The following is a 23,369-nucleotide window of genomic DNA, read 5'->3' as shown; positions in this document are numbered from 1 at the left end:
TGCCTTTTTATTTGGGTGGGGTCCTTTTGAAACCTCTTTTAGACAGCTTTTTCTCGACGGGATACTGCTCTGCGATTTTGAAGATATCCTGTGAGCAAAATGCCAGCCATAACGGTGGCAATAAACAAGATACGCAGCGCCGGATGCTCCGTAAAGTATGGTGCCAGCTTACGTTCTTCAGTGATCATATTAGAGGCCGTATAACCAAGCACCGCCGATCCTAAATAGATAATCCAGGGGAATTTATTGATCAGCTTGATAAAAAGAGTGCTTCCCCATACAACGATCGGCACACTGATTAACAGGCCCAGCACTACAAGTAGCAAATGCTGCTGGGCCGCGCCAGCAACAGCAATAACGTTGTCCAGACCCATTGCTGCATCGGCGACAATAATGGTGCGGATAGCCCCCCATAGAGTTGTTCCTGCTTTAACTTCGGCATGATCCTCTTGGTCCACGAGCAACTTATACGCGATCCAGACTAGCATCACACCCCCGATGAGTAACAACCACGGTACTTGAAGTAACCAGAGGACTACAATAGTGGCTGCTATGCGGATGAGCAGGGCACCCCCGGTGCCGTATAGTATCGCTTTTTTTTGCGTTGCAGGAGGCAGCTTTCTGGCGGCAAGCCCAATTACAATCGCATTATCTCCTGCGAGCAGAAGGTCAATAAATATCACATTAAGCAGTAGCCAAAAGAACTGAAGTACGGACATGTCAATCGTTCTCATCTCCCTGATTAAACATCCTCAAAACATTGCATGTTGTTTATGTTAATACCCGTTTTTCGGAAATACGATTCATTATATTGCTGTTTGTTATTGAATTCAAGGTTTATACTCAATCCAATTGCCATTAGTTATTACTAAATTATGACTTATTCGAAAAGCTTGCAAGCATAGCCTCGTCCAATTTCGCATACATGTAGGATGGGGGTGTTTGTACATATGGAGCATGTCATTTTGCTATTGAAAATATTAATGATTAATTTGGTGCTAAGCGGTGATAATGCAGTTGTTATAGCCATGGCGAGCAAAAACTTGCCTGCAAGGCAAAGAAGTCAAGCGATATGGTGGGGGGCTGTCGGCGCGGTCCTGCTGCGCTGTGTGTTGACTTTTGTAGCTGTCATTTTGCTGGGCATACCCTTTATTCAGGCGGCGGGCGGTTTACTTCTGTTATGGATTGCATTTAAGCTGCTGTATGAGAATGATGATCATGTGGGAGTAAGAGCGGAAACAACCATATGGAAAGCAATACAAGTGATACTATTAGCAGACTTTGTGATGAGTCTAGATAACGTATTAGCTATTGCAGCTCTAGCCAATGGGGACATTGCTATTATAGTCATTGGTATTGCAATTAGTATTCCGATTGTCGTCTGGGGCAGCAACGTGATAGCAATCTGGCTTCATCGGTTCCCGATCCTTGTTCTGCTGGGATCTGCCATCCTGGCCTTTACGGCGGGAGAAATGCTACTGCGTGATCCCAAATTGGGCATATGGTTAGCAGACTTGGGTGAGGTTATACATGCATGGTTACCGGTCTTGTTGGCAGCAGCAGTTGTCATTGCAGGAATATATCGGCAGCTACGGCCCCGTCATATTTGAACGTGGTTTTTTTGGAAAACATCGGCTAAACTAGACATAGGGTTTTGCAGATGCCGAGGATTCAACTCGGTTTTTGTAAAAATTCTATATTCATAAAAGTGTACTTGAAAACAACTACATTTAATGACTCAAAAACAAATCCAGCAAACAAAGGAGACCACGATGAATTCCGGAAAAGAGCGTATGATCGGAGTAGGCATTGTTGCCGTAGGACTGATTATTTTGTTGGGGAAATTGGGGATGTTCTCCTTCTTGGGACGCAACCTTTGGCCCTTGCTGATTTTAATACCTGGAATCGTGCTACATGCAATGTATATGATGCGTAAAGTATCACCCTTTATGTTGCTGCCGGCAGGGATTTTGTCGGTATATGGCTTCCTCTTTTTTCTCTGCAATACTTGGGGATGGCATTTAATGGGCTACTTATGGCCTTTGTTTCTTCTAGGTGTGGCGATTGGATTATGGGAGTATGCCATTAATGATATTTCGCTTTCTCGTAATGTATATACAGGGAGCGTACTATTAGGCTTGATATCGGTGCTATTATTGATTATTACCTTGCTAAGTACAGGCATCATGTATATTATTGCCGTTTTACTGATCGGAGCTGGAATCTGGTTGGTCATAAACAACCGTAGCAAACGCAACTGGTAAACCGACAAGCTGTGCAGATTTCATGGCGGTAAATTACGGAACGGGCAATAATGTCTTGCTTTATGACATATTTCTACTATAATATAATGGATATGAAAAGAGCGTCGGAATGATTTCTGACGCTTATTTTAAGGTTTTCACGCGAATCGGAGAGAGAAGCTGTCTGTATAAAGCCTGAAACATATAGAAGGCTGGCAGGGAGTGGGCCTAAAGAACGATTGTTAGCCTTGAATGAGCATTGCTTCAGGATAGAGACACTATTTTGATATACGGAAAGGATATGGATACAAACCATGCATGCAAGAGAGAACATTCGCAATATTGCGATTATTGCCCACGTCGACCACGGAAAAACGACACTTGTCGATAAGTTGCTTCAACAGTCCGGAACATTTAGAGAACACGAGGCTGTTCAGGAGCGCGCCATGGACTCCAACGATCTGGAACGTGAACGCGGTATTACGATTTTGGCTAAAAATACAGCTATCACTTACAAAGATTACCTGATTAACATTGTAGATACACCGGGACACGCCGACTTTGGTGGTGAAGTGGAACGGATTATGAAAATGGTTGACGGCGTTTTGCTGGTCGTTGATGCTTACGAAGGCTGCATGCCGCAAACGAAATTCGTACTGCGTAAAGCGCTGGAACAAAATTTGACGCCTATCGTTGTAGTAAATAAAATTGACCGTCCGGCAGCTCGTCCGGCAGAAGTCATTGACGAAGTACTGGATCTGTTCATCGAGCTGGGTGCAAATGATGAGCAATTAGAATTCCCTGTTGTGTACGCTTCAGCACTGAACGGAACTTCCAGCATGGATGCTGAAAAGCAAGATGACAACATGCAAGCATTGTATGAAACAGTGGTAGAGCATATTCCAGCTCCAACTGAGAAAGTAGATGAGCCTCTTCAATTCCTCGTAACACTGATGGACTATAACGAATACCTGGGCCGAATTGCAGTAGGTCGGGTGAACCGCGGTATCATCAAGCAGGGACAAGCGGTCACAGTTATCCAACGTGATGGCAGCAGTAAATCAGCGCGTATTGAGAAGTTGTTCGGCTTCCAAGGACTGAAACGGATTGAAACCGATCAAGCAGGCGCGGGTGACATTGTGGCGATTGCGGGGATTAAGGACATCAACATTGGTGAAACCATTGCCGATCCAAATCATCCTGAAGCATTGCCTGTACTGAAAATTGATGAGCCTACACTGCAAATGACCTTCTTGGTTAACAACAGTCCATTCGCAGGTCGCGATGGTAAGTGGGTAACATCCCGTAAATTGCGTGAGCGTCTTCTGAAAGAACTCGAAACAGATGTCAGCTTGCGTGTTGATGAAACGGATAGCCCGGATGCCTTTATTGTATCTGGACGTGGTGAATTGCATTTGGGAATCCTGATTGAAAACATGCGTCGTGAAGGTTACGAACTGCAAGTGTCCAAACCGGAAGTTATCGTTAAGGAAATTGACGGTAAAAAAATGGAGCCAATCGAACGTCTTCTCATCGATATTCCGGAAGAAAGCATGGGCGCAGTGATGGAAAGTCTGGGCTCCCGTAAAGCCGAAATGGTCAACATGATTAATAACGGTACTGGACAGGTTCGCTTGGAATTCCTGATCCCTGCACGTGGTTTGATCGGTTACACTACAAACTTCCTGACTTTGACTCGTGGCTACGGTGTAATGAACCATGCATTTGACAGCTATGGACCATTTGTTGGCGGTCAAGTGGGTGGACGTCATCAAGGTGTACTCGTGTCCACGGAAAACGGCACCTCTACATTTTATGGTATGCTGGGCGTAGAAGATCGCGGTATTTTGTTCTTGGAGCCAGGGACTGAAATTTATGAGGGTATGATCGTTGGTGAGCACACACGTGATAACGACATTGTCGTTAACATCTGTAAGGAAAAACAATTGACGAACGTTCGCTCCGCAACAAAAGATGATACGGTTAAATTGAAAACACCTGTTATCTTCTCTCTGGAGCAGGCGCTTGAATACCTGAATGATGATGAGTATTGTGAAATCACTCCTAAATCCATTCGTTTGCGTAAAAAGATCTTGAACAAAGGTGAGCGCGAGCGTGCGGAGAAACAACGTAAAACAGCACAAGCAAATATGTAATTCATAGGATTGGTCTTCGGCCACAGCGGCGACGCCCGGAAACGGGATGCGCCGCTGTATGTGTTTTAGGATTGTAAACTTGGAGAAAGCTATATTTCTCAAAACGCAGGAAAAGGTGTTGAAGCATGAGTAATCTTTCGAATGGATTGCCTCCCCGGACACAAAGCGGGAAAAAATCCGCCAAACCGAAAAAAACGAAAAAGAAAAAAAGCTTTTTCAGATCGTTTATGAAGTTTGTCTTATTTCTACTCATTATAGGTATCTTGGCAGCAGGTGGTTATACCTACTATATTTACAATCAGGTAGAGGAAGTTTTGGATACTGGAATCAACAAGGAAGTGCCCAAAACGCAATTGGCTGAGGCTAAGCCTTTGACTATTTTATTGCTTGGAACCGACTATCGCCCTGACCATCCGACTTATTTGTCAGACGTTATTATGGTAGCTACATTGAACCCTAATACAAAATCGTCTACCATTGTGTCCTTGCCTCGTGATACGCGTCTAGAAATGGATGGGTATAAGCCACGCAAGCTGAATGAGTATTATCCGGTGTTTAAGGCTAGAGAGAAAGAATCTGGCGAAGTTGCTGAAGAGCAAATGAAGAAGATGATCGGCAAATATCTAAATATTAATATTGATTATGTAACGGTTATTAACTTCCAGGGCTTTAGAGATGTTGTAGATAATCTAGGTGGTGTAGATGTTACGGTTGATAAAAATATGTGTTACCGAGACCGTGCTGATGGCACCGATATTAACCTGACAGCTGGGGCCAAGCATTTGAATGGTGACCAAGCTCTTGATTTTGTTCGCTACCGCAAGTCGAATTGTCGTCCGAGAACAGCTGAATCTGACGACTTTGATCGCAATCGTCGACAAAATCAGGTGCTTCATTCCCTAATTGACCAAATGCAAACCTTTAACGCTTTGACCAAGTTTAGTGCAATTATTAAATCGGTTGATAAAAATATGATGACTGATATTGAGTCACAACAAATGAAAAATATCGTACAAACCTATTGGAATATTTCCAAGCAAAATGTAAAATACAATCCTGTAGCAGGAACATGGCGTAGTCCTTATGTGTACATTGATGAGCAACAGCTCGATTTGGCCAAACAAGCGCTACAAGAGGAATTAGCCAAAAAAGCAAGCGACAGCACTGAAGCTTCTTCCAATTCCTGAGTATGTATCTTTTTCCCCGCTTATGTTATACTCGCAGCGAGTAAAGCTCTTATATAGCATAAGGGGGTTGAGGTATGTCTAAATGTAAAGTGAACCCAGTCTAGGTCCAGTGAGCAATCACTGGGCCTTTTGTGTCTAATTTTAAAAATGTACAGGCTCTGAGGCTATCTTCAGCTACACTTTTCGTTGCATTATGCTGCTTTGGGGTTCTTTTTTCAGGGAATCAGCAAGTATTGGGTAGCCGGTGAATAGGTATAGGTATGAAACATGAGATTGTCCACGCCGCTTTGGAGGGGATTTAATGAAGAAAATTTTTGTGCTGGATACGAATGTGCTGCTGCATGATCCGAAAGCCATTTTTACCTTCAAAGAACATGAAGTTGTTATTCCAGCTGTTGTTCTGGAAGAAATCGACTCCAAAAAACGCAACGCGGATGAGATTGGACGGAATGCCCGTAATGTATCGCGATTGTTGGACGGGTTGAGAGAAGTGGGGCATCTTCACAGTGGCGTTCCACTTCCCCAAGGGGGAAGGCTTAAGGTTGAGTTAAACCACCGGAGTTTTTTGAAAGTTCAGGAGATGTTCGGGGAGGTTTCGAACGATAACCGGATTTTGGCAGTCGCCTTAAATTATCACTTGGAAGAACAGGAGCAGTCTGAACCGCGTTCAGTGGTGTTGGTTAGTAAAGACGTATTGGTCAGAATCAAGGCAGATGTATTGGGGCTGCTGACTGAAGACTACCTATCCGATAGAACAGGCGATCCAAGTGAGTTGTACCCTGGATACTCGGCGATACAGGTGCATCCGTCCATCATAGATGAATTTTACTCTAACCGTTTTTTGCCAATCAAACCACTGAAGCTACCTTATACGCTGTATCCACATGAATTTGTTATTTTGAAAGATGAAATGGGCACTGGAAAATCAGCACTGTTGAAAGTAAATCAGGAGGCAGAGCGATTAGAACCTTTGTACTTAAGTAACGAATCGGTGTGGGGAATCAGCGCGCGTAATGCTCAGCAGCGAATGGCATTGGAGCTTTTGCTTAATGACGATATCCCACTTGTGACCATTACTGGAAAAGCAGGTACAGGCAAAACGCTGCTGGCGCTAGCGGCGGGGTTGCTTAAAGTAGAGGATGAGCATCGATTTAAGAAACTGTTAATTGCTCGACCTGTTGTTCCTATGGGCAAGGATATCGGTTATTTACCGGGAGAAAAAGATGAAAAGCTTCGCCCCTGGATGCAACCAATCTACGACAATCTAGAGTATCTGTTTGATGCCAAAAAATCAGGCGATATCGACAAAATTTTGATGGGCTTGGGCAGTATTCAGGTGGAGGCGCTCACTTATATTCGCGGACGTTCGATACCTGGGCAATTTATTATTGTCGATGAGGCGCAAAACTTATCCCGACATGAGATCAAAACAATTGTGTCTCGGGTAGGTGAGGGGAGTAAAATCATTCTGATGGGAGATCCGGAGCAGATTGATCACCCTTACCTGGATGCAGCCAGTAATGGCTTGACCTATGTGGTGGAGCGTTTTAAGCAAGAAGGGATTAGCGGGCATATTATGCTGGAAAAAGGAGAACGCTCCAAACTCGCGCAGTTGGCAGCTGATCTGTTATAACTTTTGATCGTTATTACAAATAATTAAGACCTCGGGAACATCCCGAGGTCTTTTGTTTTTACTTAAAGCTTAATTCGAGCTTAACTTCAAGAATGCCTTTTAAAGCATGTACTTCTGTGGCTTTGACATATGAAATAAGCTGCTGTGGGTAGAAGCCGAGATCAAAATCTTCTTCCAGCTTGTTGCGAGTCGTGTCCGGCAGTTCCAGCCCGTTAAATATCAGTCGATCTACATGAAATAGAATTGCATTTTTCGGTTCATTCTCTACCGTATAGTGACCTTCTACCCTTAATTTCATCGTTCCTTGTTGACCTTCTACCACAATCCGATCCTGCACAAAGGAGAAGTTGAAGTGATTAAACAATTCATTCTCAGACTTTAAAAAACGGTTAAATTCCTCTTCACGAATGCTTATCGTAATGATTTTTCCATTTGTAACCATGGCTCCTTGCTGTTGTTGAATGAATTGGGGCAGATCCTGCATCGCTTGAGCTAATGCTTTAAAGTGTTTGTTTACCTCGTATACCCCTACATTCTCCCAATAAGCTGTCATTTCACCAATTAGCTTGCGTAGGGTTTCAGGGCTATCACTGGCGTTAACGCCGTCATCTACACGCGACTGGAGTTGGAGAATCCGTTTACGTTGTGCCAGTAGGTTTGTTTTAACCGTCTCCAGTTCCGTCGTGGCTTGGGCAACTTGCTGCTCTGTTTTTCGCATAAATTGATAATTGGATTCGTATTCCTGAAGCACATCCTGATCGTGACTAATCAACAATAAGTAATAATCGTACAAAGAGAGAAGTTGCTTTATACTTTTAGCCCCTAGCACTACACTCAGCAGCTTGTCCCTTTCTCCCATATAGTAAGATCGCAGTACAGAACCTGCACGCTCACGTTGTAGGTCCATTTGCTTCTGTTGATCAGCTAGACTACTACGCAGTTCCTGCTGACGCTGTAAAAGAGCCTGCTGCTCCTGACTAATTCGCTCGATTTCATGGTCGATCTCCACGATAGACAGACTATCTTGTAAAATCTGATTTTCTTCAGGAGTGGGAGCGGCCAAAGTAGGACATACATATATGGTAGTCAGCATCATAATGAGGGCCAGCAGGGTACAGATCGCGATTTTTATTCGTTTATTCATTTAGTTTCCCCTTTTATGTATTCCAGAAAAAGACTAATGGTAATGTATATGATCCTTTTTTATTCTTTAACCATTCATTTTATTGTACAGCAGTCAGAGCATGCTTGAAACCCGAAACTGTTTACTTCACGTATGAGTTCTGGCAGAAATGGAAATACAATTTAGTATCAAATAGATTCTATGAACTCTACGAGAGGCATAGGAATGAATAAACAGCTTTTATACCCTATTCAAATACCGGCAAGATCGGTTCATGAAGACGGTTATTTCAGGATGTTGTTAGGAGGGCTAGAGGCATGACTGCAATAAGACAAGATGCATGGAGTGCGGAAGATGACTTGATATTGGCGGAGGTGACATTGCGGCATATCCGGGAAGGTGGAACACAGCTCGCTGCGTTTGAGGAGGTTGGACAAAAAATAGGTAGAACCTCTGCAGCATGCGGCTTTCGTTGGAATAGCTGCGTGCGCAAACGTTATGATGAAGCGATTGGCATTGCCAAAGCACAGCGCCAGAAGCGCAGTTATATTCGTAAGCAGAGCCCGGTAGGTGTATCGCAGGTGGCGGCCTTTGCCACGCTCGATCCAGTCGAAGGGGGATACAGAACAGATGGAACGAGTGAAGATACGTTATCTATTGATGCAGTAATTCGCTTCTTGCGTCAATGGAAGGGATCTATGCAGGAGACGAATCGGCAGATTAAGATGCTGGAGAAAGATTTGCGGGAAAAGGAAGAAGAATTAAATCAGCTTCGCTCCATTAATGACCGGCTGTCCAAAGAAGTGAATGATGTGCAGACCGACTATCGTGTTGTAAATGATGATTATAAAGCTCTGATTCAGATTATGGACCGTGCCCGGCGATTGGCTTTAATCACTGAAGATGAGGAAGAGCTTAAATCCAGGTTCAAAATGGATGCTAATGGGAATCTGGAGCGCATTGAGTAGCAAGATTACAATAGCTATCTAAATAAAACGTCAACTATCGCTTGGCCGTAGTTGGCGTTTTTTGTTATTTCATTGGAGTGCATATGATATAGTAGAAAAAAAGATGGAAGCGAGACGATACAAAGTGATTGATATTATTGGAGCGGGTTCGCTGGGATTGCTGTTTGCCGGGAGATTATCGGCCACGGGTGCTACAGTAAGGCTGTGGACACGAACACTTGAACAGGCACACATCATTGCTCGTGAAGGGATTACTGTCCTTGATAATGAGGGGCAGGTGGTTGTTCATGTGACGGGGGACCAATTAAAGGTAGCGCCAATGGCAGATTGGCAACGGTTAAATTCACAGGCTCCGGCACGATGGATTATGTTTTTGACCAAACAGGGGGCGATAGGAGAAGTACTGGAACAGATCCAGCCTGTGGCTCAAACGGAAACAGATCCAGGGATTATTTGTTTGCAGAATGGAATAGGTCATATAGAACGCATCAGGCAGGCGTGGCCTAAAGCTGTAGTATACTCTGCTGTGACAACCGAAGGAGCCAAGAAACAGGGGGCAGCATCCATTGTGCATGCAGGATCGGGCGTGACTGAAATTGGATTTTCGGAGGAAGGAGAGGGGGAGCACAACAATCAATTCAAACAATGTGTGCTAAATCGGCTGCTTGCAGCAGGATTTGACGTTTGCTTGTCGAAAGAAATCGAGAAAGGGATTTATCGCAAGTTGTTGATTAACGCTGTGATCAATCCACTGACAGCCGTATGGCGAGTTCGAAATGGCGAGCTGCTATCGGAGCCTGTTCGAATACATATGATGCGTAAACTATATGATGAAGGCATTCAAGTGTATGAAGCTCATGGTATCCGCTGGGAAAGTTCATGGTGGGATCAAATTATGGATGTTTGCCGGGCAACGGCAGAGAATCACTCATCTATGCTAGCTGATGTACTTGCACAGTCCATGACCGAAGTTGCTTCCATTAACGGGCAACTGGTGCAGATGGCAAAGCGAGCTGGGATTAGTGCACCAACTCATGAGGTATTGTGGCAATTAATTGAAGGAATGCGGCTAAAAGAGGGGTGATCAGTTGAGTCTTATACAAGGTACTATTATCACTTTCAGTATTCTTCCCTTTTTTCCGTTTTTGATCGTGTTTGCGGTTTGTCGCTACATTCTTAAAATGGAAAAGAAGAAATCATTGCTTACTTCTATGGATATTACCACTTTTTTTCTGATATTTTCCGTCGCAGCACTCTTTAATGTCCTGTTTACATCCCGATTCGGTTTTTATTTGATTCTACTGCTCTTGTTACTGGCATTGGGTTTAATTGGAGGAGCTCAAAACCGAATAAAGGGAAAGGTTGATGGTAAAAGATTATGTAGAGCGGTCTGGAGATTAACTTTTATGGCGATGACATTGGCGTATACTTTGTTGACTGTTGTTGGTATATTTAAAAATATATTCAACTCTATGTGATGAAATGTGACATGAAATGATGAAAAAATATGAATTAATCATGTTTTTTTGAAAAAAAAGCTCAATTTGAAGAAATGTAATGTAGATTTTTTTGACCGCTGGTTGTATAATCTATAAACATATACCACTTTAGAACTAGGGGGAAAACGCTAGATGAAAAGGAAAAGCTTTTTAGTCCTTTTGACACTCGTTCTTGCAGTTGGCGCACTGCTCGCAGGTTGCGGCGGCAAGAATGATACCAATGGTAAGGGCGCACAAGAAAACACCTCGACTACGCCGGCCCCGGCCGACAAGCAAATTTTGCGCATTAACCTTGCATCCGAGCCGCCAACGTTCGATCCGGCACAGGCTCAAGATACTCAAGCAAACACTGTTTTGAAAACAATGTATGAAGGTCTTGTTCGCATGGGCCCTGATGGTAAAGAAATTCCTGGCGTAGCTGAATCTTGGAAAATTTCCGATGACGGCAAAACCTATACGTTCAAGCTTCGCGATACTGCAAAATGGAGTAATGGCGACCCAGTCAAAGCAAGTGACTTCGTATTTGCTTGGCAACGGGTATTGGATCCTTCCACGGCTCCTGCACCTCCATATGCTTACCAATTGTACTATATCAAAAATGCTGAGGGTTACAACCTAAGCACCTCCAAATCTTTTAAAGGTACTAAAGTTACGGACTTCAAAGATGTAGGTGTCAAAGCAGTTGACGATCATACATTGCAGGTAGAACTGGAACATGCAACACCTTACTTCCTGGGATTGACTTCTTTCTACACCTATTATCCGGTGCATCCGTCTGTTGAAGGAAATGATAAATGGGCGACTAAAAAAGAAAGCATGATCACTAACGGGCCTTTCACATTGTCGACTTGGGAGACAGGTCAAAAGATCGAGGTTTCCAAAAGCGAGAATTATTGGGGTAAGGACGAAATTAAACTGAAGAAAATTACAATGTCCCTCGTAAACAGCGGTGCAACAGAACTCGCTTCTTACAGAAGTGGACAACTTGATTATGCAGGTAAACCTAATGGCGAAATTCCTGCAGACCAAATGATGGCTGTGAAAAATGAAATGCCTAACGAATTCCAGGCTAAAGGTATAGCAAGCACCTATTACTATTTGTTTAACGTCACCGAAAAACCGTTCAATAATCTTAAAATTCGTAAAGCATTTGCAATGTCGATTCAACGTCAGCCGATTGTTGATAGAGTAACGATGGGTGGAGAGATTCCTGCTTACGGCTTTGTACCTCCGGGAATTAAAGGCTTATCTCAGGAATACCGTAATGAACATAAAGATGATTATTTCAAAGAAGATGTAGCTGAAGCGAAGAAATTGCTTCAAGAAGGTATGAAGGAAGAAGGAGTAACTTCACTCCCTCCAATCACTCTACTCTACAATTCTACTGAAGGACACCAAAAAATTGCTTTGGCAGTTGCAGATATGTGGAAGAAAAGCCTGGGAATCGACGTGAAAACGCAAAACCAGGAGTGGGGCGTATTTATCCAAACACGTAACAAGTTGAATTTCCAAATTGCACGTGGTGGATGGTCTGCTGACTTTAATGATCCGATGACTTTCCTGGATATCTGGACAACTGGTAATGGCAACAATAATTCTGGATATTCTAATCCTGAATATGATGGTTTGATTAAAGCGGCTAAAACAGAAACTGATCCAGGAAAACGCATGGAAATATTTGCGAAAGCAGAGAAGCTTCTTGTTCAGGATGATATGGTTTTACTGCCGATTTATTACTACTCTAATACTTCTTTGACGAAACCAAATGTAAAAGGCGTTGCCTTGGATTTTAGTGGTGCAATTGATTTTACAAGAGCTTATATAACACAGTAAGTAGCTAATACTTGATTCTGAAGTTGAGGAGTTACTTCGGGATATATATGTGGGTACTGCCATATATATCCCGTTTTTTTTGTGTGTGAGGGTTCTTCTTAATATGATTAAACTAACCATGCATACAAGTAGATTGGATAACCCAACTCTATTTCTATAGAATCGAATGGTGTCGAAAAATATGGGAGGTGTAAACGGGCGATGGCGCGTTATTTGATCAGTAAATTTATATTTATGCTTATTTCTTTGCTCATTCTGATCTCTGCGACGTTCTTTCTGATGAAGGCAATTCCAGGTAACCCTTTCATGAGCGAAAGAGCGACGTCTCCTGAGATTCAAGCCCGATTAATGGAACAGTATGGGTTGGATAAGCCTGTATATGTACAATATTTTAAATACTTAGGTGATATTGTTACGGGTGATTTTGGTATTTCTATGAAAAAATTGAATCAAAATGTGAGCGACATTATTGGACAGACCTTCATGGTATCACTAAAGTTAGGTCTAGTCGCAATTATTGTTTCCATTATTGTCGGTATTTTACTAGGTATGCTGGCGGCTTTGTACCATCGTAGACTCATTGATACCGTGGCGATGATATTGGCAATTCTGGGTATTGCGGTTCCCAGCTTCGTTCTGGCATCATTAATTCAGTTCTTTTTTGCCCAAAAGTTGGAATTGTTTAATGTTATGGGCTTCGAGGGCCCAATGGACTACGTTCTGCCTGTTGCGGCTTTGTCGGCTCAACCAATTGCATTTATTGCACGATTGACGCGTTCCAGTATGATAGAAGTACTGCATGCAGATTATATCAAGACGGCCAAAGCTAAAGGCTTGAAATCCATTACGATCATGTTCAAACACGTTGTGCGGAATGCTATTTTGCCAGTTGTTACCTACGTAGGTCCAATGACAGCGAATATTATTACCGGATCTGTGGTTATTGAACGGATTTTCGGGATTGGCGGTATTGGTAAAGTGTTTGTGGAAAGTATCACAAGCCGTGATTACACCATGATTATGGGCATAACGATTTTTTACGGTGTTTTGCTTATGTTAGCGCGTTTTATTACAGATGTCGCGTATGGGTTTATTGATCCTCGGATTAAGCTGTCCGGCGGGAAGGAGGGGTAACTTTATGTCTGTGAAAGACAATGCTGTGAATTTGGATAAACTTCAGGTGAAACCGGAAGATTTCCAAAAAATAGGGGTCGATGAAAAGCAGTCTGAAGTTATTCAGCGAGAAAGCTTATCTGCTTGGCGCGATGCCTGGGAACGACTTCGTAAAAACAAGGTTGCAATGACTAGCTTGATTGTTTTAGTTCTGATTGTGCTTTTTTCTTTAATAGGTCCGATATTGTCACCCTATAATTATTACTCTAATGATTTACTGAGCACGAATCTGCCACCTTCTGCGGAGCATTGGTTCGGTACGGATGATCTTGGACGTGATATGTTTGTCCGTACATGGATGGGAGCACGGATTTCCTTGACGATAGGCCTGGCCGCAGCTTTGATTGATTTACTGATTGGTGTTATTTATGGTGGAATTATGGGTTACTTTGGTGGCCGCGTTGATGAAATCATGAATAAATTTTCTGAAATCTTGTACTCCATTCCTTACTTGCTTGTTACGATCCTGTTGCTGGTTGTACTGGAGCCAAGTATCACTACAATTATTATTGCGCTCTGTGTAACGGGGTGGATTAACATGTCGTGGATTGTACGTGGTGAAATGCTGCAACTTAAAAACCGAGAATTCGTACTTGCTTCCCGTTCAATGGGTGCTGGAGCAGGTCGTTTGCTTTTCCGTCACCTCTTGCCTAATGCAGTAGGTCCGATCATCGTTACATTGACGTTGAGCGTTCCGACCGCTATTTTTTCCGAAGCTTTCCTGAGCTTCCTCGGTTTAGGGGTACCGAATCCAGAGGCATCGCTGGGTTCAATGATTGAATCAGCTCTGACAGGGTGGATGTATTATCCGTGGCGGATGCTTTTCCCAGCAGGTTTGATCAGTTTGATTATGCTTGCGTTCAACCTTTTTGGCGACGGCTTGCGTGATGCGCTTGATCCGAAGTTGAAGAAATAGGAGGTGAGATCATCGTGAGTAGCAACAATTTAATTGAGGTTGAAGGTCTTAAAAAGTATTTTAATGTTGGCAAAAACCGTGTGCTCAAAGCGGTGGATAACCTGAATTTCTATATTCGTGAGGGTGAAACGCTGGGTATGGTTGGCGAATCCGGTTGTGGTAAATCTACAGCGGGTCGTACTATTTTGCGCTTGTATGAACCTACAGCAGGTAGCGTACGTTTTAACGGCACAGATATTTACAAATTATCACCGGGTAAAATGAAAGCAATGCGTCGTGATATGCAGATGATCTTTCAAGATCCGTATGCATCATTGAACCCGCGTTTTACTGTGTCTGATATTATTGGTGAGGCACTGGATATTCACAATATGGCAGGTAGCCGTGCAGAACGTAAAAAACGGATTGAGGAGTTACTTGATCTGGTTGGTTTGAACCCTGACCATGCAACACGCTATCCGCATGAGTTTTCTGGTGGCCAACGTCAACGGATCGGTATTGCCCGTGCATTGGCTGTTAATCCTAAGTTCATCATTTGTGATGAGCCGATTTCAGCGCTTGACGTATCCATTCAGGCTCAAGTTGTCAACCTGTTAAAAGAGCTTCAAGAACGTCTGGGCCTGACGTACCTGTTCATTGCGCATGATCTGTCGATGGTCAAGCACATTAGTGATCGGGTAGCTGTAATGTATAGAGGCAGAATGGTGGAGCTTGCTGAAAGCTCTGAATTATATGCCAATCCGATTCATCCATATACGAAAATGCTTTTGTCGGCGATTCCACTTCCTGACCCGGAAGTCGAAGCCAACAAAAAACGAATTATTATGCCTGACGATCAAGGCGGACCGATTCATAACGCGTCCGATAATAAGGCAGGGGCTTATAACCTGGAAAATGCCACGCTTATCGAAGTGTCTAAAGGACATTTTGTAGCTGAACCTTACGCTTGATCTTGTTCTATATACCAACCGCCGAGTTATTCGGCGGTTTTTTTTATAGGAAGCTTTGACGTGGACATGGGCTTTCGGTACAATCAAGCAGTAAGGTTTTGGTGGAGACAGGAGGCAGACCCATGAAAATAGTTCCGGAAACGCTTCGCGGAGGGTCGGCTTTGGCAGAAGACTACATACAGGGTACAGGACGCGCAAGCGATTTGTATGAATATGATATTCTGCACGCCGATGCTTATGCCCAACGGGCCAAGTGGCTGGATAAGACGGAGCATCTGCGATTAAACCGTAAGGATGTCGTAGCATGTCTTCGTATATACAATGAGCAACACAACTCGCATGAGGCGGTTCATGCTTCATTGGACCGTTTGGAAAGTCCAGATGCTTTAGTAGTCGTTGGCGGACAGCAAAGTGGACTATTCACAGGTCCGATGCTGGTCATTTACAAAGCTGCTACGATTATTAAAGCAGCTAGAGAAGCTGAGGAACGGCTTGGACGTCCGGTTATTCCGATTTTCTGGATTGCTGGTGAAGATCATGACTGGGACGAGGTCAATCATACATACGTAATGGCAAAAGACCCGCAAGCAGTTAAAATCAAGCTGAATAAGCAGCCTGAACACCGTTCTTCAGTTAGTGCCATTAAAGTTGATACGGTTGAGTGGAAGCAAGCGATGGCGGATATAGAGCAAAGCTTGCCAGATTCAGAACATAAGACCGATATTATGCGCATGATTGAGCAAGGTTTGACAGAGTCATATGGACTAAGTGAGGCCTTTGCCAGGCTGATGGGCCGTTTGTTTGGTGCCTATGGATTGGTGCTCATGGATTCTGCAGATCCTTTACTGCGCAAGCTGGAGGCATCCGTTTTTAGACGGTTGGTTCAACACAATGATGAGTTGGAGACAGCGTATAAGACAACCGCTACGCGGATCGTAGACTATGGTTATCATTTACAAGCGGATGTGCATGAAGGTGGTGCGAACCTTTTTTACATTCATGAAGAGGAACGCCTGCTGCTTTTCAAAAAAGCTAGATTATTCACAGATCGGCGCGGTATAGTGGCGTTTACAGCGGATGAACTGCTTGAAGAGATAGATAGACACCCCGAACGTTTTAGTAACAATGTACTAACCCGTCCTCTCATGCAGGATTCACTGTTTCCGGTACTGGCATCTGTGCTGGGTCTAGGAGAAATTGCCTACTGGGCAATTACACGGGACGCTTTTGGAGTGCTCGGGATGCAGATGCCAATACTGCTGCCCCGTATGTCTTTTACATTGATGGAGCCAGGCGTGGAGAAGCATATGCTTAAGTACGAACTAACTTTTGGTCAAGTTAGAGACGGGCTTGAGGAACGAAAAAAGCAATGGATTGCCACTCAAGATCAGCTTGGAATGCAGGATCAGTTTTCCGAGGCTAAGGATGCTTTTATCCGTATGTATAAACCGCTTATACAGCAGACAGGAATGATAGAGAAAGGTTTGCTACAGCTCGGAGAAACCAACTGCGAGAAAATTCTGGGGCAGATTGACTATCTGGAGGCAAAGGTGCAGGAAGCGCTGCTTCGGCAAAATGGAACAGCACTTCGCCATTGGGATCATATCGAATGGTCGCTTTTCCCATTTGGACAGCCGCAGGAGCGTGCGTATACCATCTATCATTTTCTGAACCGTTACGGTCTCGACCTGATGGATATGATTATGAACGTACCTTTGGATTTGTCGGGGACGCATCGTGTGATTTATGTATAATGATTATAAATGAATTTAACTAATATATAGGAGGAAATAACGTATGACTTCCCATTCTCTGCAAAATAGCATTATTCACGATCTTAAATTGGCCCCTGAAGGGCATTTGAAAATTGATTGGGTAGAAGCCCATATGCCGGTATTGAACCGCATACGTCAACAATTCGAGCAAGAGCAGCCTTTTGACGGTCTGAAGGTAACGATTTGTTTACATCTGGAGGCCAAAACGGCTTATCTGGCTAAAGTGGTACAAGCAGGTGGAGCACAGGTCACCATTACGGGTAGTAACCCTTTGTCAACACAAGATGATGTTTGCGCCGCATTAGTTGAAGATGGCGTTACGGTATTGGCTAAATACAACCCAGATCCAGAGGAATTCAAGAATTTGCAAATCAAGGCACTGGAAACTAAGCCAGATCTCATTATAGATGACGGTGGCGACCTGGTTACTCTGTTGCAATCTGAACGGCCTGATCTGATTTCTACGATCCGTGGAGGAGCAGAGGAGACCACTACAGGGATTATTCGTTTGAAGGCTTTGGAAAAAGAAGGGCAGCTTCACTTTCCGATGGTGGCTGTAAATGATGCTTACTGTAAATATTTGTTCGACAACCGCTATGGTACGGGTCAGTCAGCTTTCGACGGTATTATTCGTACGACTAATCTGGTTGTGGCAGGAAGTACAGTGGTTGTGGTGGGTTATGGATGGTGTGGCAAAGGAGTTGCAATGCGTGCAAAAGGGCTGGGAGCCAACGTTGTTGTAACTGAAGTTGATCCAATCAAGGCTGTAGAAGCCCATATGGATGGTTTTCATGTATTGCCAATGGTGGAAGCTGCCAAACTGGGTGACTTCTTCATTACAGTAACTGGAAATAAAGCTGTAATTACAGGGGAGCACTTTGATGTTATGAAGGATGGAGCTGTGCTGTGTAACGCAGGGCATTTTGATGTGGAGGTTAGTAAGCCTGAGCTTGCCAAACGCTCCGAATCCATTCGCACGGTACGTCGCAATATCGAGGAATACCGCTTTAAAGATGGACGTAAAATGTATTTGCTCGCAGAAGGGCGTCTCGTGAATCTGGCTGCCGCTGACGGTCATCCTGCAGAGATTATGGATACCACATTTGCGCTTCAGGCACTCGGCTTGAAATATGTGAATGATCGTTACAACGAGCTGGGCAAAGCCGTGATTAATGTTCCTTATGAAATTGATGAGCAAGTGGCTCGATTCAAGCTTGATAGTCTGGGAATCAAGATTGATACATTAACAGAAGACCAAAAAGTCTATCTGGACAGCTGGAACGCGTAATCATTTTCAGTAACGATGTCCGCTGCAGGAGTATTGCATTTTTTAATGTAATTGCTTGTATAGGTTGACATATGGAACGAGTATAAGCCCTTTATTCCATGATGTTTCGAAACCTGATGCATATTGTCGGGGATTCGGCTTCATGGGATAAGGGGCTTTTTGGCATCTTATGACGCAGGGCTACAATAACAGACAGCATGCCATGAATCTAGAATTATCACTTTTTCGTCATGAAAAAGAGGTCTTTGATTTTTTAAAGCGAATCTATTATGCTTAGGTGGTGGAAAGTGGGCCAAAGTGGGAGAATGGGGTAAGGGGTGACGAAACCAATGTTTATGGGGGAGTTCCAACATAGCATTGATGAGAAGGGACGGCTTACTGTCCCGGCCAAGTTTCGTGAACTTCTTGGTGCCTCGTTCGTGGTTACCCGCGGGCTGGATCAATGCCTCTTCGTGTATCCCATGGATGAGTGGGCTGTTATGGAGAAAAAACTTAAAGCACTGCCTTTGATGAAGGCTGATGCGCGGGCGTTTACTCGTTTTTTTTTCTCGGGGGCGACTGAATGCGAATTGGACAAACAGGGCAGGGTAAATTTACCGGGGAATTTGTGCGAATACGCCAAGCTTACAAAAGAGTGCGTCGTATTGGGAGTGTCCACCCGGGTAGAGATTTGGAGCAAGCACACTTGGGAGCAATATTTCAACCAATCAGAAGAAGCATTTAACGACATTGCTGAGAAATTGGTTGATTTCAACTTTGAATTGTAATTTAGGAGGTCAGCCGTTTGTTTCACCACATTACCGTACTCAAGGAAGAAGCAACACAGGCACTAAACATCAGGCAGGACGGGATTTATGTGGACTGCACGTTGGGAGGGGCAGGACACAGTTCCGTCATTGCATCACAGCTTGGCCCTGAGGGGAGGCTTATTGCCTTTGATCAGGACGACTGGGCATTGAACAATGCACGAGAGAAGCTGTCAGCCTATGAAGGAAAGATTTCATTAGTGAAATCCAACTTCCGCCACTTGCAGGACAAGCTGGCCGAACTGGGATTGCCCGAAAAAGACGGCGTCCCGCAGGTCCAGGGTATTTTGTTCGACCTGGGTGTATCCTCGCCCCAGTTCGATGAGGGGGAGCGGGGATTCAGTTACAATCATGATGCGCCGCTTGATATGCGGATGGATCAGAGCAGTTCGCTTACGGCATACGAAATTGTTAATGAATGGCCGGAAGCGGAGATTGCGCGGATCCTGTTTCAATATGGAGAAGAGAAGTTCTCCAGGCGGATCGCAAAGATCATGGTTGAACGTAGAATGAACAAGCCTATTCACACAACGGGGGAACTTGTCGATATTATCAAAGAAGGAATTCCGGCTGCGGCACGCAGAACCGGGGGACATCCGGCTAAACGCAGTTTTCAGGCTTTGCGGATTGCTGTGAATGATGAGCTGGGTGCACTGGAAGATACTTTGCATCAGGCAGTAAGATGTCTGGCTCCAGGGGGCAGAATTTCGGTTATTACGTTTCATTCCTTGGAGGATCGGATATGCAAGCATATTTTCAAGGAGTATTTGGCGAAAAGCATCTATCCATCTGATTTGCCGATTCTGGATGACAAAATGGTAGGCGATCTAAAGCTGGTGAATCGTAAGCCGATTGTGGCATCAGAACAGGAATTGGAGCTTAATCCACGATCCCGGTCAGCCAAGCTGAGAGTTGCCGAAAAATTGTAAATTTAATGGAGAAGGAGAGGCGACATGGCTTATACACGCGGTAATTTGGCTGTAAAAGAAAGAGCCCGTCAGGAACAGGTTCAGCAACAACGGTATCGTGAGACCACCAAAGTCGTTACACGCCGCAGAGAGCTGCCGATTCGAGAAAAGCTGCTGTATCTATTGACACTTGTAGCATGCATTGTCATTGCGGGGACGTTGATTGGCAGATATGCTCACATTTATCAAATTAATTATGCGATTAATACAGCCAGCAAGGACATTTCCAAATTACAGACCAATATCGCCCAATTGAAGATTCAAAAGGAGCGTTTGGAGAATCAGATTGTTCCGACGGCAAAGGAACAGGGATATATCGAACCAACAAGAGAGCCCATTCGTGTGGAAAAGCAGGCTGCCAAATAGTTAAGAGCATAGCATCAAGCTATGCTCTGACATACATTTTTTGCAGAGAGGTTTGAGCTATGGTCAAAAGAATAAAGCTTCGCACACTGCTGATAGGGGGATGTATTACCCTCTTTTTTCTTGTTCTGCTACTTAAAGTATTTTGGATTCAAGTCGTAAGTGGGGAATATTGGCATAATCTAGTAGTTACACAGGTAGAAAAAGACCAAGTGATTCAACCCAAGCGTGGAACCATCATGGATCGTAAAGGGAATGTACTAGCTGCGGATGCACCGGCTTATACGGTGGTTGTCAATCCTAGCATCATTCAGGAGTATGACTTGGAGAATGAGGCTGTAGCCAAGCTGCATCAGCTACTCAAAACGCCTGAGGATGAGCTGAGAAGACATTTATCTGCAAAGGATAAAGAGGGGAATTACTTAAAAAATCGTGAGATTCGTAATGGAGGCTGGAAGGTAGACCCTGAGGTGAAGGCACAGGTGGATACGTTCAAAGAGTATTTGAAGGACAAGTATGGGGTAATTGGAGCTGTAGACACTGTTCAGGAATCCAAACGCTATTATCCGGAAAATAAGCTGGCTTCGCATGTGCTTGGCTATCTGAGTAAGGATGGCAAAGCAGGTATGGGGCTGGAGGCTTATTATGATAAAGAGCTTTCAGGTACGGCTGGCAAGCTGCTGTATCAGCGAGACCGAAAGGGAGTTCCTCTTCAGGGATCGGAAAGTATCTATGAGCCGGCACAAAATGGGAAAAATTTAAAGCTGACGATTGATGATACGATTCAGTATTATATAGAGGATGCCATGCAGCAGGCGATTGCAACATATAATCCGAAAACGATGACGGTTGTAGCAGCTGATCCCAAAACAATGGATGTTCTCGGTATGGCAAGCTACCCGAATTTTAATCCCAATACATATGGGAGTGCATCTTTGGAAAATTTCCGTAATAATGCTACACAGTCGATCTATGAGCCAGGTTCTACGTTTAAAATTGTAACCCTGGCCGCAGCGGTTCAAGAAAAGGTATTTAATCCGAATGATAGATACCAGTCTGGTATCATTAGAGTCGGGGGCTGGGATATTCGTGATGTGAGCCGTAACTGGGGAACGTTAACCTATCTTGAAGGTGTCAAGCGCTCAAGTAACGTTGGGTTCGTCCATCTCGGACTGGATAAGCTGGGCGGTGAAAAGCTGAAGCGATATATCGATAATTTTGGCTTTGGTGTAAAAACAGGTATCGATCTCCCAAGTGAGTCTACCGGAGCTATTACCTTCCATACCCAATATAAATCCGAAGTCGCCACGGCTTCCTTTGGACATGGACGTGTACAGGTAACGCCGATCCAGCAGGTAGCTGCAATTTCAGCTATAGCAAATGGAGGCAAACTGATGAAGCCTCATTTGGTCAAGGAAATTGTGAATCCGGATACGAATGAAGTGCAGACGATACAACCGAAGGAGGTCCGCCAGGTGATTTCGAAGGAATCGGCAGACCAGACAAGCAACTATCTGGAGCAGGTCGTGTCTGACCAGGAGATTGGTACGGGACGTCTTGCCTATATCGACGGATATCGTGTTGCTGGTAAAACAGGGACAGCGACGAAAGTTGTCGGCAAAGTATATGACCATTCCAAGGATGTCGTGTCCTTTATTGGCTTTGCACCAGTCAATGATCCAAAAATAGCCGTCTTGGTCGTCATGGACGAACCTAACAAATCGGTAGGCGGCGGTACAGCAGCAGCACCTGTGTTTAAAAAAATCGTGTCCCAATCGCTGCAATATATGGGAGTTCCCAAAACGGGGACCAAATCCAGTAAGTCAGATGGGGCTGCGGTGAAGACGGTGAATTTGCCTACAGTGCCACAATTAACCGGTCTGGTAAAAAAGGATGCGCAAAACGCGCTGCTCAAACAGGGGATTGCCTATGTGACGGTTGGAAAAGGCTCTAAAATTGTTCGCCAATATCCTGAGGCAGGCGTCAAAATGAAGCCCGGGCAACGTATTTACTTACTGACTGAGGATGGTGCCACTATGACCATTCCTGACTTTACGGGTGTGTCTTTGCGTGACACGCTTCAAGTCTTAACGCTGATGAAGGTTGGCGTTCAGGTAACCGGTGAAGGGTATGTTGCTTCTCAAAAGACACAAATGGTAAATGGCAAGCGGATCGTCAGTGTGACGCTTATGCCAGCCAAAGAAACAGTGACCGGCGTGAAGCTAGAGGAAGCACAGGACTCGCCCACTGGAGTTGCAACTAACCAGCCAGGCAGCTCAACGGGAACAGCGACCGATTCTAAAACCAAAACCGGTGCTACGGCGGATGCTGGAACAAACACGGTGGCTCCTAAAGGAGGAATATCTGCAATAGCAGATGAGAAAAGCGCTGCCGCAATTAAAGGCGAAGATAACTGATAGCTTGTTCTAATGCTCGTTCTTTTGAATATTCATGAGGTAAGACATGTCATGAGTATTTGAGGAACGGA

Annotated in this window: 20 protein-coding genes; 18 read left to right on the top strand and 2 right to left on the bottom strand. The window is 44.3% G+C overall.

The genetic code is table 11. The annotated features are described in order from the left end of the window. Positions 1-38: 38 nt before the first annotated feature. Positions 39-734 (bottom strand): TerC family protein, encoded by a 696-nt coding sequence (locus tag PPM_RS17585; protein ID WP_013372115.1) that lies wholly within the window; start codon positions 732-734, stop codon positions 39-41. Between the two features lie 216 nt (positions 735-950). Here PPM_RS17585 and PPM_RS17580 point away from each other — a divergent pair, with 216 nt between their 5' ends. The 5 genes from PPM_RS17580 to PPM_RS17560 all read left to right on the top strand — a co-directional run bounded on the left by PPM_RS17580 (position 951) and on the right by PPM_RS17560 (position 7,219). Beyond that, complete coding sequence (locus PPM_RS17580; protein WP_016324552.1) at positions 951-1,610, top strand: TerC family protein; 660 nt, start codon at positions 951-953, stop codon at positions 1,608-1,610. A 162-nt stretch (positions 1,611-1,772) separates the two neighbouring features. After that, entirely contained in the window at positions 1,773-2,264 is a 492-nt protein-coding gene (locus tag PPM_RS17575) for a hypothetical protein (protein WP_013372112.1), read from the top strand. A 293-nt stretch (positions 2,265-2,557) separates the two neighbouring features. Next, positions 2,558-4,399: a translational GTPase TypA gene (typA, locus tag PPM_RS17570; protein WP_013372111.1), complete on the top strand. Its 1,842-nt coding sequence runs from the start codon at positions 2,558-2,560 to the stop codon at positions 4,397-4,399. A gap of 125 nt (positions 4,400-4,524) precedes the next feature. Continuing rightward, the gene (locus PPM_RS17565) at positions 4,525-5,586 is read left to right on the top strand and encodes an LCP family protein (RefSeq protein ID WP_013372110.1); all 1,062 of its coding nucleotides are present in this window, start codon (positions 4,525-4,527) and stop codon (positions 5,584-5,586) included. A 301-nt stretch (positions 5,587-5,887) separates the two neighbouring features. Continuing rightward, the gene (locus tag PPM_RS17560; RefSeq protein ID WP_013372109.1) at positions 5,888-7,219 is read left to right on the top strand and encodes a PhoH family protein; all 1,332 of its coding nucleotides are present in this window, start codon (positions 5,888-5,890) and stop codon (positions 7,217-7,219) included. A 58-nt stretch (positions 7,220-7,277) separates the two neighbouring features. Here PPM_RS17560 and PPM_RS17555 read toward each other — a convergent pair whose 3' ends face one another. Beyond that, positions 7,278-8,363 (bottom strand): coiled-coil domain-containing protein, encoded by a 1,086-nt coding sequence (locus PPM_RS17555; protein ID WP_013372108.1) that lies wholly within the window; start codon positions 8,361-8,363, stop codon positions 7,278-7,280. A gap of 296 nt (positions 8,364-8,659) precedes the next feature. Between PPM_RS17555 and PPM_RS17550 the strand changes: the two genes are divergently transcribed. From PPM_RS17550 to PPM_RS17490, 13 genes are all read left to right on the top strand, one after another. Next, positions 8,660-9,310 (top strand): RsfA family transcriptional regulator, encoded by a 651-nt coding sequence (locus tag PPM_RS17550; RefSeq protein ID WP_013372107.1) that lies wholly within the window; start codon positions 8,660-8,662, stop codon positions 9,308-9,310. Positions 9,311-9,413: 103 nt separating this feature from the next. Next, positions 9,414-10,394: a ketopantoate reductase family protein gene (locus PPM_RS17545; RefSeq protein ID WP_013372106.1), complete on the top strand. Its 981-nt coding sequence runs from the start codon at positions 9,414-9,416 to the stop codon at positions 10,392-10,394. Positions 10,395-10,398: 4 nt separating this feature from the next. Then, a complete protein-coding gene (locus PPM_RS17540; protein ID WP_013372105.1) occupies positions 10,399-10,788 on the top strand; it encodes a DUF3397 domain-containing protein in 390 nt (129 codons plus the stop codon). 153 nt (positions 10,789-10,941) lie between these two features. Continuing rightward, positions 10,942-12,642 (top strand): peptide ABC transporter substrate-binding protein, encoded by a 1,701-nt coding sequence (locus PPM_RS17535; protein WP_013372104.1) that lies wholly within the window; start codon positions 10,942-10,944, stop codon positions 12,640-12,642. A gap of 201 nt (positions 12,643-12,843) precedes the next feature. After that, positions 12,844-13,776: an ABC transporter permease gene (locus tag PPM_RS17530; protein WP_013372103.1), complete on the top strand. Its 933-nt coding sequence runs from the start codon at positions 12,844-12,846 to the stop codon at positions 13,774-13,776. A gap of 4 nt (positions 13,777-13,780) precedes the next feature. Continuing rightward, positions 13,781-14,731 carry an ABC transporter permease gene (locus PPM_RS17525; protein ID WP_013372102.1) on the top strand — a complete coding sequence of 317 codons (951 nt, stop codon included), beginning with the start codon at positions 13,781-13,783 and terminating at the stop codon, positions 14,729-14,731. A gap of 11 nt (positions 14,732-14,742) precedes the next feature. Further along, positions 14,743-15,681, top strand: a complete 939-nt coding sequence (locus PPM_RS17520; protein ID WP_016821552.1) for an ABC transporter ATP-binding protein — start codon at positions 14,743-14,745, stop codon at positions 15,679-15,681. Positions 15,682-15,803: 122 nt separating this feature from the next. Further along, on the top strand, positions 15,804-17,435 hold the full coding sequence (gene bshC / locus PPM_RS17515) for a bacillithiol biosynthesis cysteine-adding enzyme BshC (protein ID WP_013372100.1): 1,632 nt from the start codon (positions 15,804-15,806) through the stop codon (positions 17,433-17,435). A 43-nt stretch (positions 17,436-17,478) separates the two neighbouring features. After that, positions 17,479-18,744: an adenosylhomocysteinase gene (locus PPM_RS17510; protein ID WP_013372099.1), complete on the top strand. Its 1,266-nt coding sequence runs from the start codon at positions 17,479-17,481 to the stop codon at positions 18,742-18,744. Positions 18,745-19,073: 329 nt separating this feature from the next. Beyond that, positions 19,074-19,511 (top strand): division/cell wall cluster transcriptional repressor MraZ, encoded by a 438-nt coding sequence (gene mraZ, locus PPM_RS17505; RefSeq protein ID WP_013311099.1) that lies wholly within the window; start codon positions 19,074-19,076, stop codon positions 19,509-19,511. Between the two features lie 17 nt (positions 19,512-19,528). Then, complete coding sequence (gene rsmH, locus PPM_RS17500) at positions 19,529-20,479, top strand: 16S rRNA (cytosine(1402)-N(4))-methyltransferase RsmH (protein WP_013372098.1); 951 nt, start codon at positions 19,529-19,531, stop codon at positions 20,477-20,479. A gap of 24 nt (positions 20,480-20,503) precedes the next feature. Beyond that, positions 20,504-20,884, top strand: coding sequence for a hypothetical protein (locus PPM_RS17495; RefSeq protein WP_013372097.1), 381 nt, complete (start codon positions 20,504-20,506; stop codon positions 20,882-20,884). Positions 20,885-20,943: 59 nt separating this feature from the next. Beyond that, complete coding sequence (locus PPM_RS17490; RefSeq protein ID WP_013372096.1) at positions 20,944-23,298, top strand: penicillin-binding transpeptidase domain-containing protein; 2,355 nt, start codon at positions 20,944-20,946, stop codon at positions 23,296-23,298. Positions 23,299-23,369 lie beyond the last annotated feature (71 nt).

This window comes from Paenibacillus polymyxa M1 (assembly GCF_000237325.1).
In the GTDB taxonomy this organism is placed as follows: Bacteria; Bacillota; Bacilli; order Paenibacillales; family Paenibacillaceae; genus Paenibacillus; species Paenibacillus polymyxa_C.
This window is presented reverse-complemented; position numbering and strand designations above follow the sequence as displayed.